We start from the raw sequence: 15,996 nt of genomic DNA, 5'->3' as shown, positions 1-15,996 counted from the left end.
GGTCCGGGGACGCGCCGGGCGCCGTGAACGCGACGTCGGCCCACGCCGGAACGAGTGCGCACGAAGCAGTCCCCGCGGACATCAGCTGGCCCTCCGCGAGCTCGCACGGCACGGCGGTCGTTCCCGCGGACATCAGCTGGCCGGCGGCCCCGGTCAATGGACCGGTGCACGCCACACCCGCGGACATCAGCTGGCCCTCCGCCGCAGCCGGCGGCCCCACGAGCACCACGTCCGCCTTCCGGGCATGACAACCCCGGCGGACGACGCAAGTCTCCGGCGTGAGATGGCCGCGGCCTACCGTTCCGGGTGGCACTTCGTCGATCTCGTGTCCGCGATTCCGCGGCGCGGGGACTCGGTGAGGGTCACGTTGTTCGGTGAGCCCGTGCTCGTCGTGCGCGAGGAGGACGACGACGTCCGTGCGTACCGCTGCCTGCGCCGCCCCCACGGCGCGCCGCAGCTGGTCCGATGCTGCATCAGGTATGACATGATTTTTGTTAATCTGGAGCGGCGGGACCACGAGCTGGTGGTTCCACAACCTCATACAGCCACCCCCCGCAGTGCCTGAGCGATTCCCCCGTCGTAACAAGTCGCTCAGGCGCTTCCCCCACACAACGGCGCCATCGTGGACCTGAAACGCGATGGCGCCGTTGTGCTGCCCGCGTGCGGGCGCCGGGCGTGTGCGTGCGCGGCCGGCCCGTCAGGCGCGGCCCATGGCCCGGTCGACGGCTATCTCGATGACCACGCGCTCCGGGTTCTCCCGCGGCGGGCGCCCGTAGCGCTCCTCGTGCCGGCGCTCGGCGTCGGCGACCACCTCGGGCTCCGTGCGCACGCGCGCCCGGCCCTCCAGCGTCGCCCAGCGCCCCCTCGACACCTGGCAGACCGCGACGCGCGCGCCGCCGGGCCCGTCCGCCGCCAGGACGTTCGCGGCCTTCCTGCTGTGCTTCGACGTGATCACGCGCGCGACACCCGCCTCCGGGTCGTACGTGACGCACACGGGCACCACGTGCGGCGAGCCGTCCGCGCGGTGCGTGGTGAGCGTGCAGATGTGGTGTTCGCGCCAGAACGCGAGGTACTCGGGGTGCGGCGCGCGCACGTCGATCGTCATGCGTCAGAGCTTAGAAGCCGGTCCCGGGTCGTGGTCCCGTTTTCGGGTTGAGTGGACTAGACTCAACTTTACGCACGTTCTCATCGTCAGAGTTTGGAACAGGAGGAGAGAGCGCACGTGGACGCCGAGCTGACCAACAGGAGCCGGGAAGCGATCAGTGCCGCGAGCAACAGTGCCGTGGCAGCGGGACACCCCGATCTGACCCCCGCGCATCTCCTGCTCGCGCTGCTGGCCGGGCAGGACAACGAGAACGTCACTGACCTGCTGTCCGCCGTGGAGGCCGATCTGGCCGCCGTCAGGTCGGGCGCCGAGCAACTGCTCGCGGGGCTGCCGAGCGTCGCCGGGTCCACCGTGGCCCCGCCGCAGGCCAACCGCGACCTGCTCGCCGTGATCGCCGACGCCACGAAGCGCGCACGCGACCTCGGCGACGAGTACGTGTCGACGGAGCACCTGCTCATCGGCATCGCCGCCAAGGGCGGGCAGGCCGGTGAGGTGCTGGCCGGGCAAGGGGCCACGGCCAGGAAGCTTGTCGACGCCTTCGAGAAGGCCAGAGGGGGACGCCGGGTGACGACACCCGATCCGGAGGGCAACTACAAGGCGCTGGAGAAGTTCGGCACGGACTTCACGGCGGCCGCACGCGAGGGCAGGCTCGACCCGGTCATCGGCCGGGACCACGAGATCCGGCGCGTCGTGCAGGTACTGTCCCGCCGCACGAAGAACAACCCGGTGCTCATCGGCGAGCCCGGCGTCGGCAAGACCGCCGTCGTCGAGGGCCTCGCCCAGCGCATCGACAAGGGCGACGTGCCCGAGTCGCTGAAGAACAAGCGGCTCATCGCGCTCGACCTCGGCGCGATGGTCGCCGGAGCGAAGTACCGCGGCGAGTTCGAGGAGCGCCTGAAGACCGTGCTGTCCGAGATCAAGGACAGCGACGGGCAGATCATCACGTTCATCGACGAGCTGCACACCGTCGTCGGCGCGGGCGCCGGCGGCGACTCCGCCATGGACGCCGGCAACATGCTCAAGCCGATGCTCGCGCGCGGCGAGCTGCGGATGGTCGGCGCGACGACGCTCGACGAGTACCGCGAGCACATCGAGAAGGACGCGGCCCTTGAGCGCCGCTTCCAGCAGGTGCTGGTCGCCGAGCCGTCCGTCGAGGACTCCATCGCGATCCTGCGCGGCCTCAAGGGCCGCTACGAGGCGCACCACAAGGTGCAGATCGCGGACGCCGCCCTGGTGGCCGCCGCGACCCTGTCCGACCGCTACATCACGTCGCGCTTCCTGCCCGACAAGGCCATCGACCTCGTCGACGAGGCCGCCTCGCGGCTGCGCATGGAGATCGACTCCTCGCCCGTCGAGATCGACGAGCTGCAGCGCGTCGTCGACCGGCTCTCCATGGAGGAGCTCGCCCTGCGCAACGAGTCGGACCCCGGCTCCGTGCAGCGCCTCGAAAAGCTCCGCCGCGACCTGGAGAACCGCAAGGAGGAGCTGCGCGGCCTGACCGCGCGGTGGGAGAAGGAGAAGAAGGGCCTGAACAGGGTCGGTGAGCTCAAGGAGCGCATCGACGAGCTGCACGGCCAGGCCGAGCGCGCCCAGCGCGACGGCGACTTCGACACCGCCTCCAAGCTCCTCTACGGGGAGATCCCCGCGGTCGAGCAGGAGCTGCGCGAGGCCTCGGCCGAGGAGGAGCAGGAGAGCGACGAGAACAAGAACACCATGGTCAAGGAGGAGGTCGGCCCCGACGACATCGCCGACGTCGTCGCCTCCTGGACGGGTATCCCCGCCGGCCGGCTGCTGGAGGGCGAGACGCAGAAGCTGCTGCGCATGGAGGAGGAGCTCGGCAGGCGGCTGATCGGCCAGTCCGAGGCGGTGCGCGCGGTGTCCGACGCCGTGCGGCGCACGCGCGCCGGCATCTCCGACCCCGACCGTCCGACCGGCTCGTTCCTCTTCCTCGGCCCCACCGGCGTCGGCAAGACCGAGCTGGCGCGCGCGCTCGCGGACTTCCTCTTCGACGACGAGCGGGCCATGATCCGCGTCGACATGAGCGAGTACGGCGAGAAGCACTCGGTGGCGCGGCTCGTCGGTGCGCCCCCCGGCTACGTCGGCTACGAGGAGGGCGGCCAGCTCACCGAGGCGGTGCGCAGGCGCCCGTACTCGGTGGTGCTGCTCGACGAGGTCGAGAAGGCGCACCCCGAGGTCTTCGACGTGCTGCTGCAGGTGCTCGACGACGGGCGGCTGACCGACGGCCAGGGCCGCACGGTCGACTTCCGCAACACCATCCTGGTGCTGACGTCGAACCTCGGCAGCCAGTACCTGGTGGAGACGGGCACCTCGCAGGAGCAGAAGCGCGAGCAGGTGCTCGGGGTCGTGCGGTCCTCCTTCAAGCCGGAGTTCCTCAACCGCCTCGACGACATGGTCGTCTTCTCCGCCCTGTCGCGCGACGAGCTGGCGCGCATCGCCGGGCTCCAGGTCGGGCGCCTCGCGAAGCGGCTCGCCGAGCGCAGGCTGACCCTCGACGTCACGCCCGCCGCGCTCGACTGGCTGGCCGACGAGGGCAACGACCCGGCGTACGGGGCGCGGCCGCTGCGGCGGCTGGTGCAGACGGCGATCGGCGACCGGCTCGCGAAGGAGATCCTGGCGGGCGAGGTCACGGACGGCGACACGGTGCGCGTCGACCGGTTCGGCGACGGCCTGATCGTGGGCAGGCCGGACGGCTCCGCCCCGGTGGAGGACGTCCAGGTCCAGGAGGCCGAGGGCCCGGCCGAGGACGCGGAGCCTCCGGCCAAGACGCTGTAGGCGCGCCGCGTACGAGGCGCGAGCCGCGACGCGCGGGGTACGTGCCCCGCGCGTCGCGTAAGGCGGCGCACGCTGGGCAGGCGAAGGGTCCGGCGGCAGTAGCGACAGACGGGAAAACGTCCGGCGCCCCGTCCACCTGGCTTGCCACTTCCCGGGCCTGATGAGGGAGGATGGCGGGATCCGTACGAAGGGAAGAACACGGTGAGCATCGATCCGTCCGCGATTCCGAATTTCGGGGGGCGCCCCGAGCCCGAGGAGGGTCCTGCGGGGCCGGCTCCCGTCGTCGTCCCCGACCAGGACCTGGTCAAGCAGCTCCTCGACCAGATGGAGCTGAAGTACGTCGTCGACGACGAGGGCGACCTCGCGGCGCCGTGGGAGGAATTCCGCACGTACTTCATGTTCCGCGGCGACGAGGAGCAGCAGGTCTTCTCGGTGCGCACGTTCTACGACCGCCCGCACGGGGTCGACGACAAGCTGCGGATCCTCGAGCTGATCGACGACTGGAACAGGCGCACCCTGTGGCCGAAGGTCTACAGCCACGTGCACGAGGAGGAAGAGGGCCCGCCGACCGTCCGCCTGATCGGCGAGGCGCAGATGCTGATCGGTACGGGCGTGGGTCTCGACCACTTCGTGTCGTCGACGGTCAGCTGGGTGCGCGCGTCGATCGAGTTCGACAAGTGGCTCGTCGAGCAGCTGGGTCTCGAACCCGGCGACGAGAAGCCCGAGGACGCGTAGGGGCCACAGGCCGCACAGGCCGCACAGGCCGCACAGGGCGCCGGGGTCGCGTACCCCGGCGCCCTGCCACGTCCCGCACCGGCTCACAGCGCGTGCGGTCCCACTGCCCGCGAGGACCTCACGGTGTGCCCCCTCGGCCCTGGCGGCGCCCGCCCCCGCTGCCCTAGCGTCGTACCCTTGGCCGACTGTTCACTCGGGACGCCCCCCACCACTCCCAGGGAGCCGTGATGTACGCACGCCATGAGCCGGTTCGCGCGAGCGGAGGAGCCGGGAGCCGGGCGCGGCGCAGCGGTAGCACGCTGTTGTCCCGTGCGGCGTCCGTGCTGGATCTGCAGCGGCGCGCGGGCAACACGGCGACCGCGGCCGGCCTGTCCGCCGGGGGGCCGCTGGCCGTGCAGCGCGCCTACGGCAACGAGCCGGGCACCTACGGGTACCGCAGCCGCGACCGGCGCCGCCTCGAGGACGAGTACGACGAGGAGATCGACGGCAACAGCACCCACCAGGCGGAGCACCCCATCCTCTTCTCCGCCGCCGCGCCCCGCTCCCGCACCGGCACCCGGCGGCGGCAGGCAGGACCGGCCGGTGCCGACGTCCGGTACGTGGAGGACCGCCTCCCCGCGTACTACGAGGGCTACCGGGACCACCGCGACCACGACGGCACCGGCCGGCGGCGCCGTGACCGGCGCGGCACCACCGGTTACACCCAGGAGGAGTACCGGAACGCGCAGACCGAGGCGCTGGAGGAGTGGGACAACCCGGCCACCGCCATGCACATGAACATGGTGGGGTACGCGAATCAGCCGAACTTCCGCAACCCGCGCAGGACCGCGGCCGTGGAGCAGTCGGACGACAGCTACCGCTACATGCTCGGCCACGGCTCGGGCCGCGCACCCTACTTCGACTCCGCCGGGCGGGTGCGCACCACCCGCCCCCTGATGGCGTACGAGCGCGCCGAGCTGGACGCGGGGCGCGCGGTCGCCCGCGGCGGCGGACACCCGGACCTGGCGGAGCAGGACCGGATAATGCGCAGCTACGGCGCACGCTCCTACCGGCTGCGCTCGGAACGGCACACCGACTTCGACGAGCTGCGGGACTACCCCGACCTCGGCAGCGACCGCAGCGAGAGCCCCAGGCCGCTCGACACCTCCTACTACCGCGAGCCCAGCCGCTCGCGGGCGCGCTCCCGCTCCCGGGCGCCGATGAGCCAGCGGGAGCAGCTGCGCACCCTCGCGCGGGGCGGGACGCTGGCCGACGACGACTTCGCGACGAGCTTCGGCGGCGGCTACGACGACGAGGACCGGGGCCGCGGCCGTTCGCGCAGCCGTTCGCGGGTGGCCGGCCGCTCCCGCAGCCGGGCCGTGCCCTCGTACCTGGACCTCGGGGACGACGCGTATTCGTACCTGGACGACGACGGCGCCGACCTCGGCCGGAGCCGTTCCACGCGGCGCTCCGGCCGTTCCCGCAGCCGCGCGAGGTACTACTGACGTACCCCGGCCGCGGCTTCCGCTCTCCCGGACGTGTGAGGCACCCGCGGTGTTCGGGGCGGGACCTGCCATGGGCCAGGATGGTCCCCTGAGCATGGACGGGACGGGCACGCGAGTAAGGACGGTGGGGACGTGGACGCCAGGCCGCTGCTGAACCGGAGGCTGGAGGGGCACGGCTCGACGATCTTCGCCGAGATGTCCGCGCTCGCCGTCAGGACCGGGGCGATCAACCTGGGCCAGGGGTTCCCGGACACCGACGGCCCGGAGGAGGTGCGCGAGGCAGCTGTACGCGCGCTGCGGGAGGGCCGGGGCAACCAGTACCCGCCGGGGCCTGGCGTCCCCGAACTCCGTACGGCCGTGGCAGACCACCAGCGGCGCTTCTACGGACTCGACTTCGACCCGGACACCGAGGTGCTGGTGACCGCGGGCGCGACCGAGGCCATCGCCGCTGCCATGCTGGCGCTGCTGGAGCCGGGCGACGAGGTCATCGCCTTCGAACCCTTCTACGACTCCTACGCCGCCTGCATCGCCATGGCCGGCGCCGCGCGGGTCCCCCTCACCCTCCGCGCCCCCGATTTCCGCCCCGACCTCGATGCGCTGCGCGACGCCATCACGCCCAGGACCCGCCTGCTGCTGCTGAACTCGCCGCACAACCCGACCGGCATGGTCCTCACGCGGGAAGAGGCGACGGCGATCGCGGCACTCGCCGTCGAACACGACCTCCTGGTCGTCACCGACGAGGTCTACGAGCACCTCGTCTTCGAGGGCGAGCACATCCCGCTGATCTCCCTCCCCGGCATGCGGGAGCGCACGGTGTCGATCTCCTCCGCGGGCAAGACCTTCTGCTTCACGGGCTGGAAGGTCGGCTGGGTCACGGGCAGCGCGGCCCTCGTCAGCGCCGTCCGCACGGCCAAGCAGTACCTGACCTTCGTCAGCGCCGGCCCGTTCCAGTACGCCGTCGCGGAGGCCCTGGCGCTGCCCGACTCCTACTTCACGGGGTTCCGCGAGGACCTGCGCGGGAAGCGCGACCTCCTGGCCGAGGGGCTCGCCGGCGCGGGTTTCGTGGTCCACCGCCCGCAGGGCACGTACTTCATCACCACGGACATCACGTCGCTCGGCGAGAGTGACGGCGCCGCCTTCTGCCTCGCCCTTCCCGAGAGGTGCGGTGTGGTCGCCGTCCCCAACTCCGTCTTCTACGACCACCCCGACGCCGGCCGTACCCAGGTCCGCTTCGCCTTCTGCAAGAAGGACGACGTCCTCACCGAGGCCGTGATCCGCCTGCGAGGCCTGACGTCCGCGTGAACACCTGAACACCTGAACACCGAGGCCCCCGAGGGGATGGAAACCCCGCCAAGTTGGGTAAAAACGCTGTAGGTGGCCGGTACTTCGTGATTCGCTGATGAAGGTTTCCCACCAGCCCTCGGCCGGGGCTCCACGCGGAGCCGGGCAGGCCGCCTTCCGCATGCCCTGAAGCCCGTTCCTCCTCCCGGGGTGCCCCCGGTCCATCCGTCACGTGTGTCTGCGGAGCCGATCCATGCTCACGACCCTGAACACCTCCTACACCGACACCCGAGCCGCCGATCTCGCCTGGGCGCTGGGTCGCGGGCCGCTTCCCGCGCTCGCCACGCACGGCGTCGACCTGTCCGGCGCGCGGCTCGAGTTGCGGCTGCTCGGCGCGTCCCACCAGGTACTGCTCGAACAGGACGGGGGTGCGTGCTCGGAGACCGTCGCGTGCATCCCCGGCAGCAGCACACCGCTGCCCCTCGGGGCCTCCGAGCGCATCGGCGAGTGGGAGTACGAATTCGCGGCGCGTGTGGAGGAGTTGACGACAAGACAGTTCGCCTCGCGAGCGCAGGAGTTGCTGGCGCTCGTGTCCGACCACCCGAACGGCCTGGCGGGTACGTTTCCCGGCTCGCCGCACGCGTTCACCGCACTGCTCGCCCAGCACGACGAGGGATCCGTGCGGTGGCGCACCTGGCACGCGTACCCGCAGGAGGGCCGGCTCGTCGTGACCCGCACGCGTGTGCTGGTACGCACGCCCGCCGTGCTGTGACCCGGCCGGCAAGTTGCACCCTTGTGGGTGACCTTGTGCGAGCGGTGTGTGACGTAGCGTTACTGCATGATCGACCAATGCACCACGGCGCGGCAGGAGCCGTCGCCGGCGGGCAGGCCGCCGCCCCGCCGGGGCCCGCGGCCCCCGGAGCGCGCGGACGCCGTCCGCCTCATGGTGCTGCTCGTCGTGTTCGTCTGCGCGGCCTGCGGGCTCGTGTACGAGCTTGAGCTCGTCGCGCTCGGCTCGTACCTGATGGGCGATTCGGTCACGCAGGCGTCCGTCGTGCTGTCGGTGATGGTGTTCGCCATGGGCATCGGCTCGCTGCTCGCGAAGCGGCTGCGCTCGCGCCCCGCCGTCGGGTTCGGCCTGGTGGAGTCGGCGCTCGCGCTCGTGGGCGGACTGTCGGCGTGCACGCTGTACGCGAGCTTCGCGTGGCTCGGCGAGTCGCGGGGCCCGATCGTCGCCTTCTCGCTCGCGATCGGCATCCTCACGGGCGCCGAGATCCCGCTGCTGATGACGCTGATACAGCGCGTCTCGCGGCAGGACGTCGGCGGCACGGTCGCCGACCTGTTCGCCGCCGACTATGTGGGCGCGCTGGTCGGCGGGCTCGCCTTTCCGTTCCTGCTGCTGCCGTGGCTCGGGCAGTTGGCGGCCGCGATGGTGACCGGCGGGGTCAACGTGGTCGCCGGGGGCGCCCTCGTGCTGTGGCTGTTCGGCCGCGACCTGACGCGCAGGTCGCGGTGGCTGCTGCTGACGGCCAACACGATGGTGCTGTGCGTGCTGGCCACAGCCGCGGCCACCGTGCACGACTTCGAACGGGCGGCCAGGACCGCGGTGTACGGCACGGGCGTACGCGTCGCCGTGCGCTCCAGCGTCCAGGAGATCGTGCTGACGGGCGGCGAGAAGGGCCCGCTGTCCCTGTACCTGGACGGCAGGCTGCGGGTGAGCGCGAGCGACGAGTACCGCTACGACGAGGCGCTCGTCCACCCCGCGATGCGCGGGCCGCACGCACGCGTGCTCATTCTCGGCGGCGGAGACGGCCTCGCGGCGCGGGAGGCGCTGCGCTACCGGGACGTCGGGTCGGTGACGATCGTCGACATCGACGGCGAGGTGGAGCACCTCGCCCGCACCGACCCCGCGCTGAGCAGGCTCAACGGCCACGCGTACCGGGACCCGAGGCTGCACGCGGTCCGGGCCGACGCGTTCGACTGGCTGCGCGGCGCGGGCGCGCGGCGCGGGCCGTTCGACGTGATCGTCTGCGACCTGCCCGACCCCGGCATCACGTCGAGCACGAAGCTCTACTCGCAGGAGTTCTACGGACTGGTGGCACGCGCGCTCGCGCCGGGCGGGCGCCTCGTGGTGCACGCTGGGCCGCTGGCGCGGCGCTCGCGCGCCTTCTGGACGGTCGACGCGACACTGCGCGCCGCCGGGTTCCGCACGAGCGCCTACCGGGCCACGGGCCCGGCCGACGGCTTCTTGGGCGGCCCCGACAGGACGAAGCGCGCGGGCCGGGACGCGGCCCCGAAGGACTGGGGGTTCCTCCTGGCGGGGCGCGGCTCGCGCCCGCCGCGTCCGCGCCTCGCGGCGGACGCGCCGAAGCTGCGCTCGCTGGACGCCGCGCGGCTGCGCGCCGACACCCGCGCGGCGGCCCGCGACCGCCCGCAGGGGGCGGGCGACCTGCCGCCGTCGACCCTGGTTCACCCCAGATACGACGACTGAGCGCCTAGTGGGGCGGGCGTTAGTAGGCTCGTGCCATGGACCATGAGGTGTTCGTTCCGATGACGGCGGAGGCACTGCGGCGGACGCTGCGGGACCCGGCGCGGGTCGCCCACTGCGTCCCCGCCTTCCAGCAGGACGAGGGGGGCGTGCCCGGGGAGATCACCGGCCGTCTCAAGGTCCGTGCGGGCGGCCATACGATCACGTACCGCGGCGTGCTGAGCGTCACGGAGGAGGACGACGGCGTCTTCACGGTCCGCGCCGATGGCGAGGAGGTCCGCGGCACGGGCTCGGTGTCCGTGACGCTGGACGTGCGCCTGATCCCGGCCGTCTCCGTCTCCGGCACCGTGCCGGCCCCGCAGGACGGGGACGGGCCGGCCGCGGCGCCCGCCCGCACGGACGGCACGGACATCGGCTTCACCGGCGTCTCGCACGCCGAGGGCAGGCTCGCGGAGCTGCCGCCCGAGGCGGCGGCGCAGGCCGCGCGGCGGCTGCTCGACCGGTTCGCCGCCCGCCTCGGCGACGAGAGCGGCCCGCAGAAGGACGTACGGCCGGGGCCGCCCGACAGCGCCGAGGAGGCGGCCGAGCCGCTGCCGCCGAAGGCGACGCCCCCGTCCGCCGCGGATCCCTCACCGCTGTCGGGCGAGACGGTGGCGGGCGACGGCGACTTCCACGTCCCGGAAGGCCCCGAAGGCCTTGCAGGGCCCGCCGACCCTGACGACCCCGGCGAGGACGACGACGAGCCGCCCGCGGAGGCGGCACACGCGCGCCGGACGATGATCGGCCGCAGCGCCGAGGAGGTCGACCACGCGCCGCCGCGCGGCCGCTACGCCCCCATCCCCCTGCCCGAGGCCGCCACGGCGGTCGGCTCCCTGCGCTGGGTCGCCCCGGCGGCGGCGTTCGCGCTGGCCTCGGCGGTCGTGGTGACGCGCGCCCTGCGCCGCCGCCACTGACGCGCGCTCCGTTCGCCTACCGAGCCGCCGCGCGCGCCGCCCCCTCGTCAGCGGATGCGCTGGCGCAGGAAGAGCGCCGCGCGGTCCAGCGCCTCGTCCGCCTCGTCCAGATCGCCGGCGAGCGACTGGAACACGTGCGGCACGTCCGCTGTCACGTCCAGGACGACGTCCACGCCGGCCGCCCTCGCGCGGGCGGCGAACCGCGTGGAGTCGTCGAGCAGGAGCTCGTTGGTGCCGACCTGGAGCAGCATCGGCGGGAAGCCGGTCAGGTCGGCGAGTACCGCCGGACTGAGCAGTGGCTGGTGCGGATCGGCCCCGGCGAGGTACATGGCGCCGGTGTGCTCAAGGGCCGCGCGCGTGAAGATCGGGTCGATGCCTTCCTTGGTGTCCATGCTCTCGCCTGTCCTCGTCGCGTCGAGGCCCGCGGAGAACACCACGAGGCCGGCGGGCAGCGGGAGGCCCGCGTCGCGGGCGGCGAGGCACGTGGTGACGGCGAGGCCGCCGCCCGCCGAGTCGCCGGCGAACACGACCGCCGAAGGGTCGGCGCCGCCGTCGAGCAGGGCGCGGTAGGCGGCCAGCGTGTCCTCGATCGCGGCGGGGAAGGGGTGCTCGGGGGCGAGCCGGTAGTCCACCGAGTACGCCGGGATGCCGGTCCTGGCCACGAGGTTGCCCGTCAGGGACATGGCCGTCTCGGGGGAGCCGAACACCCAGCCGCCGCCGTGGAAGTAGAGGATCGTGCCGGCGCGTGACCCGCCGTCCGCTCCGGCGTCCGGTGTCGCCGGCTCGACGCGCAGTGCGGGCCGGCCACCGAGGTCGGTCGCCGTGGTGCGGATGCCGCCCGGCACGTTCATCCGCTCCATCAGCGCCCTGAATCCGGCGCGGATCTCCTCGACGGAGGGCGGCTCATCCGGTTGCGGCTGCCGCATCATCGCGTCGATCCGGGCGCGCTGTTCCACGCTCATGGTCTGCTCCTGACTCCTGCGGGGTTGGCTTCCTGTACATTATATGCCGTGGAATATACATCGCCGGGCGCCGAGGACCTCCCGGGTTTCTTCGCGGACCTGGTCCGCTGCGAGACGCGCCTCTACAACGCCTTGAACGACCGTCTCCGCGAGCGGCACGGGATCGTTACCTCGCAGTACGAGGGCCTGCGCTACCTGCGCGACCACCCCGGGGCGCGGGTCGCGGACCTCGCCGCCGAGTTCGCCATCGGCGTCGGCGCGACGAGCAAGAGCGTCGACCGGCTGGAGAGGCGCGGGCTGGCCGTCCGGCAGCCGAACCCCGCGGACCGCCGATCCTCGCTGCTCGCCCTGACCGCGGACGGCGCGCGGCTCGTCGACTCGGCGGAGCGCACCGTCGCCGACGGGCTGGCCGAGCTGGTCGGGGGCGCGCTCGACGGCCCGTCGCTGACGGCCGCGGTCGCGGCCGCCGCGCGGCTGCGCGCCGCGCTGGAACGCGCCGGCGCCGGCACCCCGACGGGCTGACGCGCCGCGCGCCGCCGTCGGCGCCTCCGCCCGCCCGGAGGGCGTGCCCGCGTCTCCCGGCCGACGCCGGACGCGGGCGGCCCCGGCCGGAAAGGCGAACCCCGTGCGGGTCCGGCGCCGCCCCGGGGGCCCGCCTCGCGGCGGCGTCCTGCCCCGCGCTCCCGGCTTCCTGCGGCTGCCCGTTCGTCCGCCACCGGCCCCGCGCCCTGCGCCCAGGACCGGCGGGCCGCCGCGCCGGGCGGCTGTGCGGGCCAGGCCCTCGGTGCTGGGTGCCGCGTGCCCCGCGCTCCTGGTCCGCCGCGCGCCTCGCGTCGCGACCTCCCGGCCGCTGCCCGTTCGTCCGCCACCGGCCCCGCGCCCTGCACCCAGGACCGGCGGGCCGCCGCGCCGGGCGGCTGTGCGGGCCAGGCCCTCGGTGCTGGGTGCCGCCTGCCCCGCGCTCCCGGTCCGCCGCGCGCCTCGCGTCGAGACCTCCCGGCCGCTGCCCGTTCGTCCGTCACCGGTCCCGTGCCCTGCGCCCAGGACCGGCGGGCCGCCGCGCCCGTGCGTTCCCGGTCCCGCGTGCGTCAAGCGTCCCGGCCGCTGCCCGTTCGTCCGCCACCGGTCCGTCACCGGTCCGTGGGAGTGAGCGTCCCGTGCGAGCACACGCTGGTGCGCGCCGGGATCCGTCTCCGGGCTCCCGGGGCCGTGTCCGATGCCGGGCGCCGGCCGGTCCGGCGCCCCCGGGCGGCACTCAGCGTGCCAGCCAGGCCGTGCCACGGCCGTGGGAACTACCCTGCTCGCGTGAGCGATCTGAAACTTTCCGCCGGCGACGTCTCCCTGACGGTCGACCCCGGCAACGGCGCCCGTGTCAGCAGCCTCCTCATCGGCGGGACCGAGCTGCTGCGGCAGGGGCCGCGCTACGGGTGCTTCCCGATGGTCCCCTTCTGCGGGCGCATCGCGCTCGGGCGGTTCAGGAACGGCGAGACCCAGCACCAGATGCCGCTGAACTCGCCGCCGCACGCCATCCACGGCACAGGCCGCGACACCACCTGGCGCGTGCGGCACTGTGACGAGGCGTCCGCGACGCTGACGTACGAGCTGGGCGACCCGTGGCCGTACGCCGGTCTCGTCACCCAGACGTTCCGGCTGGCGGCCGACTCCCTGGAGCTCACGCTCGGCGTGGAGACCGCGTCCGACTCGTTCCCCGCGCAGGCCGGCTGGCACCCGTGGTTCCGCAGGAACCTCGGCGGCGAGGACGCGAGTCTCGCCTTCGCGCCCGCGTTCCAGCTGGAGCGCGGCGACGACCACCTGCCGACCGGCCGCCGCATCGACCCGCTCCCCGGCCCGTGGGACGACTGCTTCGGCATGCCCGACGGCGTCGACGCCACCCTGACCTGGCCAGGGCAGCTCGCGCTGACCGTCACCAGCCCCGCCCGCTGGGTCGTCGTCTACGACGAGCAGCCCGAGGCCGTGTGCGTCGAGGCGCAGTCGGGCCCGCCCAACGGGCTCAACACCGAGCCCGAGCTCGTGACCAGGCTCCAGCCCCTGGAACTCGCCGCTACCTGGTCCTGGCAGCGCCTCTGACGGCCGTAGGCTCGGGGGCATGACCGCTACGAACGACGCCGACGCCAAGGGCGAGCTCCTCCAGTCGATCAAGGATCTCGCCGTGGTGCACGGCAGGGTGACGCTCTCCTCCGGCATCGAGGCCGACTGGTACATCGACATGCGCCGCGTCACCCTCGACGGGCACGCCGCCCCCCTCGTCGGCCGGGTGATGCTCGACGCCACCGCAGGACTCGACTACGACTGCGTCGGCGGCCTCACCCTGGGCGCCGACCCCGTCGCCACGTCCATGCTGCACGCCTCCGCCGCCCGCGGGCGGCGCCTGGACGCCTACGTCGTGCGCAAGGAGCAGAAGCAGCACGGCATGAAGCGGCGGATCGAGGGGACCGACGTGAAGGGGAGGCGCTGCCTCGTCGTCGAGGACACCTCCACCACCGGCGGTTCGCCGCTCACCGCCGTGCAGGCCGTCCGGGAGGCCGGCGGCGAGGTCGTCGCCGTCGCCGTGATCGTCGACCGGGGCGCCGCGTCCGCCGTCGACGAGGCGGGGCTGCCCTACGTACCGGCGTACACCGCCGCCGAACTCGGTCTCGCGTGAGTCTGTAAAGATACGGGTGACGATGACGTCGCCCCCAGGTCAGGGACAAGCACCTCCACCCAAACATCACATAGGAGCGGCACCATGCCCATCGCAACCCCGGAGATCTACAACGAGATGCTCGACCGGGCGAAGGCAGGCAAGTTCGCCTATCCCGCCATCAATGTGACGTCGTCCCAGACCTTGCACGCCGCCCTGCGTGGTTTCGCGGAGGCGGAGAGCGACGGCATCATCCAGATGTCCACGGGCGGTGCGGAGTTCCTTGGCGGCCAGTACAACAAGGACATGGTCACGGGCGCCGTCGCCCTCGCCGAGTTCGCCCACGTCGTTGCCGAGAAGTACGGCATCACGGTCGCGCTGCACACCGACCACTGTCCGAAGGGCAAGCTCGACGGCTACGTGCGCCCGCTGCTCGACATCTCCGCCGAGCGCGTCAAGGCGGGCCGCAACCCGCTGTTCCAGTCGCACATGTGGGACGGCTCGGCCGAGACCCTCGCGGACAACCTCTCCATCGGCGAGGAGCTCCTCGCGAAGGCCGCCGCCGCCAAGATCATCCTTGAGGTCGAGATCACCCCGACCGGCGGCGAGGAGGACGGCGTCAGCCACGAGATCAACGACAAGCTGTACACGACGGTCGACGACGCGCTGCGCACGGCGCAGGCGCTCGGCCTCGGCGAGAAGGGCCGCTACCTGCTGGCCGCGTCGTTCGGCAACGTCCACGGCGTCTACAAGCCGGGCAACGTCGTGCTCCGCCCCGAGCTGCTCAAGGAGCTCCAGGAAGGCGTCGCCGCCAAGCACCAGCTGGCCGCGGGCAGCAAGCCGTTCGACTTCGTCTTCCACGGCGGCTCCGGCTCGTCGGACGAGGAGATCACCACCGCGCTGGAGAACGGCGTCGTGAAGATGAACCTCGACACGGACACGCAGTACGCGTTCACGCGGCCCGTCGCGGACCACATGCTGAAGAACTACGACGGCGTGCTGAAGGTCGACGGCGAGGTCGGCTCGAAGAAGACGTACGACCCGCGCACGTGGGGCAAGTCCGCCGAGGCGGGCATGGCGGCGCGCGTGACCAAGGCGTGCGAGTCGCTGCGCTCCGCCGGGACGCGCATGAAGTAACGGGCGCGCTCCGGCGCCCGTCCGCCGGGCGCGGCCCGCGGGCCCGTCCCCGACACGGGGGCGGGCCCGCGACGCGTGCGCCCTGCCGCCGAGCCGTGCGCCCGCCGGGCGGCGCGTGGCGCGTGGCGCGATGGCCGGTGCCCGCCGCAGAGCCGCCGCTCCGCCTCGGTCGGCCGCGATGGGCCGGCGAGATGTGGGCGCGGGCGGGCCGTTCGCGCGGGCCTGGTCCGGCCGTGCGGGCTGGGCCGTCCCGTCCGCGCAAGCGGGGCCCGCGCTGCCGCGCGGGCGGCGGGTCGCCCGCCGGGCGTGGGGCGGGCCCGCGCTGCGGGCGGTTGGTTGCCCACGGCGGCTGGCGCCGGGGTCCGGTGAGATGTGGGCGCGGGCGGGCCGTTCGCGCGGGCCTGGTCCGGCCGTGTG

The 15,996-nt window shown here is 73.3% G+C and carries 14 protein-coding genes; 12 read left to right on the top strand and 2 right to left on the bottom strand.

The genetic code is table 11. The features are described 5' to 3' along the window. The first annotated feature begins 244 nt into the window (after nucleotides 1–244). Nucleotides 245–565, top strand: coding sequence for a hypothetical protein (locus IH48_RS36810; protein WP_030898748.1), 321 nt, complete (start codon nucleotides 245–247; stop codon nucleotides 563–565). 132 nt (nucleotides 566–697) lie between these two features. Here the strand turns inward: IH48_RS36810 and IH48_RS0103215 are convergent, their stop codons facing one another. Beyond that, nucleotides 698–1,105, bottom strand: coding sequence for a pyridoxamine 5'-phosphate oxidase family protein (locus tag IH48_RS0103215; RefSeq protein ID WP_030898747.1), 408 nt, complete (start codon nucleotides 1,103–1,105; stop codon nucleotides 698–700). 117 nt (nucleotides 1,106–1,222) lie between these two features. Here IH48_RS0103215 and clpB point away from each other — a divergent pair, with 117 nt between their 5' ends. The 7 genes from clpB to IH48_RS0103180 all read left to right on the top strand — a co-directional run bounded on the left by clpB (nucleotide 1,223) and on the right by IH48_RS0103180 (nucleotide 10,839). Continuing rightward, the gene (gene clpB, locus IH48_RS0103210; protein WP_078849424.1) at nucleotides 1,223–3,898 is read left to right on the top strand and encodes an ATP-dependent chaperone ClpB; all 2,676 of its coding nucleotides are present in this window, start codon (nucleotides 1,223–1,225) and stop codon (nucleotides 3,896–3,898) included. 201 nt (nucleotides 3,899–4,099) lie between these two features. Then, entirely contained in the window at nucleotides 4,100–4,633 is a 534-nt protein-coding gene (locus IH48_RS0103205; RefSeq protein ID WP_030898743.1) for a YbjN domain-containing protein, read from the top strand. 320 nt (nucleotides 4,634–4,953) lie between these two features. After that, a complete protein-coding gene (locus IH48_RS0103200) occupies nucleotides 4,954–6,117 on the top strand; it encodes a hypothetical protein (protein ID WP_158710234.1) in 1,164 nt (387 codons plus the stop codon). A gap of 132 nt (nucleotides 6,118–6,249) precedes the next feature. Beyond that, nucleotides 6,250–7,419 carry a pyridoxal phosphate-dependent aminotransferase gene (locus IH48_RS0103195; RefSeq protein WP_030898738.1) on the top strand — a complete coding sequence of 390 codons (1,170 nt, stop codon included), beginning with the start codon at nucleotides 6,250–6,252 and terminating at the stop codon, nucleotides 7,417–7,419. Nucleotides 7,420–7,651: 232 nt separating this feature from the next. Beyond that, nucleotides 7,652–8,170, top strand: a complete 519-nt coding sequence (locus IH48_RS0103190) for a DUF2617 family protein (RefSeq protein ID WP_030898736.1) — start codon at nucleotides 7,652–7,654, stop codon at nucleotides 8,168–8,170. Nucleotides 8,171–8,236: 66 nt separating this feature from the next. Next, nucleotides 8,237–9,889 (top strand): polyamine aminopropyltransferase, encoded by a 1,653-nt coding sequence (locus IH48_RS0103185; protein WP_030898734.1) that lies wholly within the window; start codon nucleotides 8,237–8,239, stop codon nucleotides 9,887–9,889. Nucleotides 9,890–9,924: 35 nt separating this feature from the next. Further along, nucleotides 9,925–10,839 carry a hypothetical protein gene (locus IH48_RS0103180; protein WP_030898731.1) on the top strand — a complete coding sequence of 305 codons (915 nt, stop codon included), beginning with the start codon at nucleotides 9,925–9,927 and terminating at the stop codon, nucleotides 10,837–10,839. 47 nt (nucleotides 10,840–10,886) lie between these two features. Here the strand turns inward: IH48_RS0103180 and IH48_RS0103175 are convergent, their stop codons facing one another. Beyond that, nucleotides 10,887–11,801 carry an alpha/beta hydrolase gene (locus IH48_RS0103175; RefSeq protein WP_030898728.1) on the bottom strand — a complete coding sequence of 305 codons (915 nt, stop codon included), beginning with the start codon at nucleotides 11,799–11,801 and terminating at the stop codon, nucleotides 10,887–10,889. Nucleotides 11,802–11,849: 48 nt separating this feature from the next. On the opposite strand from IH48_RS0103175, the gene IH48_RS0103170 reads away from it, so the two are divergent. From IH48_RS0103170 to fbaA, 4 genes are all read left to right on the top strand, one after another. Next, entirely contained in the window at nucleotides 11,850–12,323 is a 474-nt protein-coding gene (locus IH48_RS0103170) for a MarR family winged helix-turn-helix transcriptional regulator (protein WP_030898726.1), read from the top strand. Nucleotides 12,324–13,106: 783 nt separating this feature from the next. Beyond that, nucleotides 13,107–13,889 carry an aldose epimerase gene (locus IH48_RS0103165; RefSeq protein ID WP_030898723.1) on the top strand — a complete coding sequence of 261 codons (783 nt, stop codon included), beginning with the start codon at nucleotides 13,107–13,109 and terminating at the stop codon, nucleotides 13,887–13,889. A 19-nt stretch (nucleotides 13,890–13,908) separates the two neighbouring features. After that, on the top strand, nucleotides 13,909–14,463 hold the full coding sequence (gene pyrE / locus IH48_RS0103160) for an orotate phosphoribosyltransferase (protein WP_030898721.1): 555 nt from the start codon (nucleotides 13,909–13,911) through the stop codon (nucleotides 14,461–14,463). 84 nt (nucleotides 14,464–14,547) lie between these two features. Then, nucleotides 14,548–15,579 carry a class II fructose-bisphosphate aldolase gene (fbaA, locus tag IH48_RS0103155; RefSeq protein ID WP_030898718.1) on the top strand — a complete coding sequence of 344 codons (1,032 nt, stop codon included), beginning with the start codon at nucleotides 14,548–14,550 and terminating at the stop codon, nucleotides 15,577–15,579. The last annotated feature ends 417 nt before the right edge of the window (nucleotides 15,580–15,996 follow it).

This window comes from Streptomyces sp. NRRL F-5126 (genome assembly GCF_000721265.1).
GTDB lineage: Bacteria > Actinomycetota > Actinomycetes > Streptomycetales > Streptomycetaceae > Streptomyces.
The sequence above is the reverse complement of the archived record's forward strand: the minus strand, read 5'-3'. Positions and strand labels throughout refer to the sequence as shown.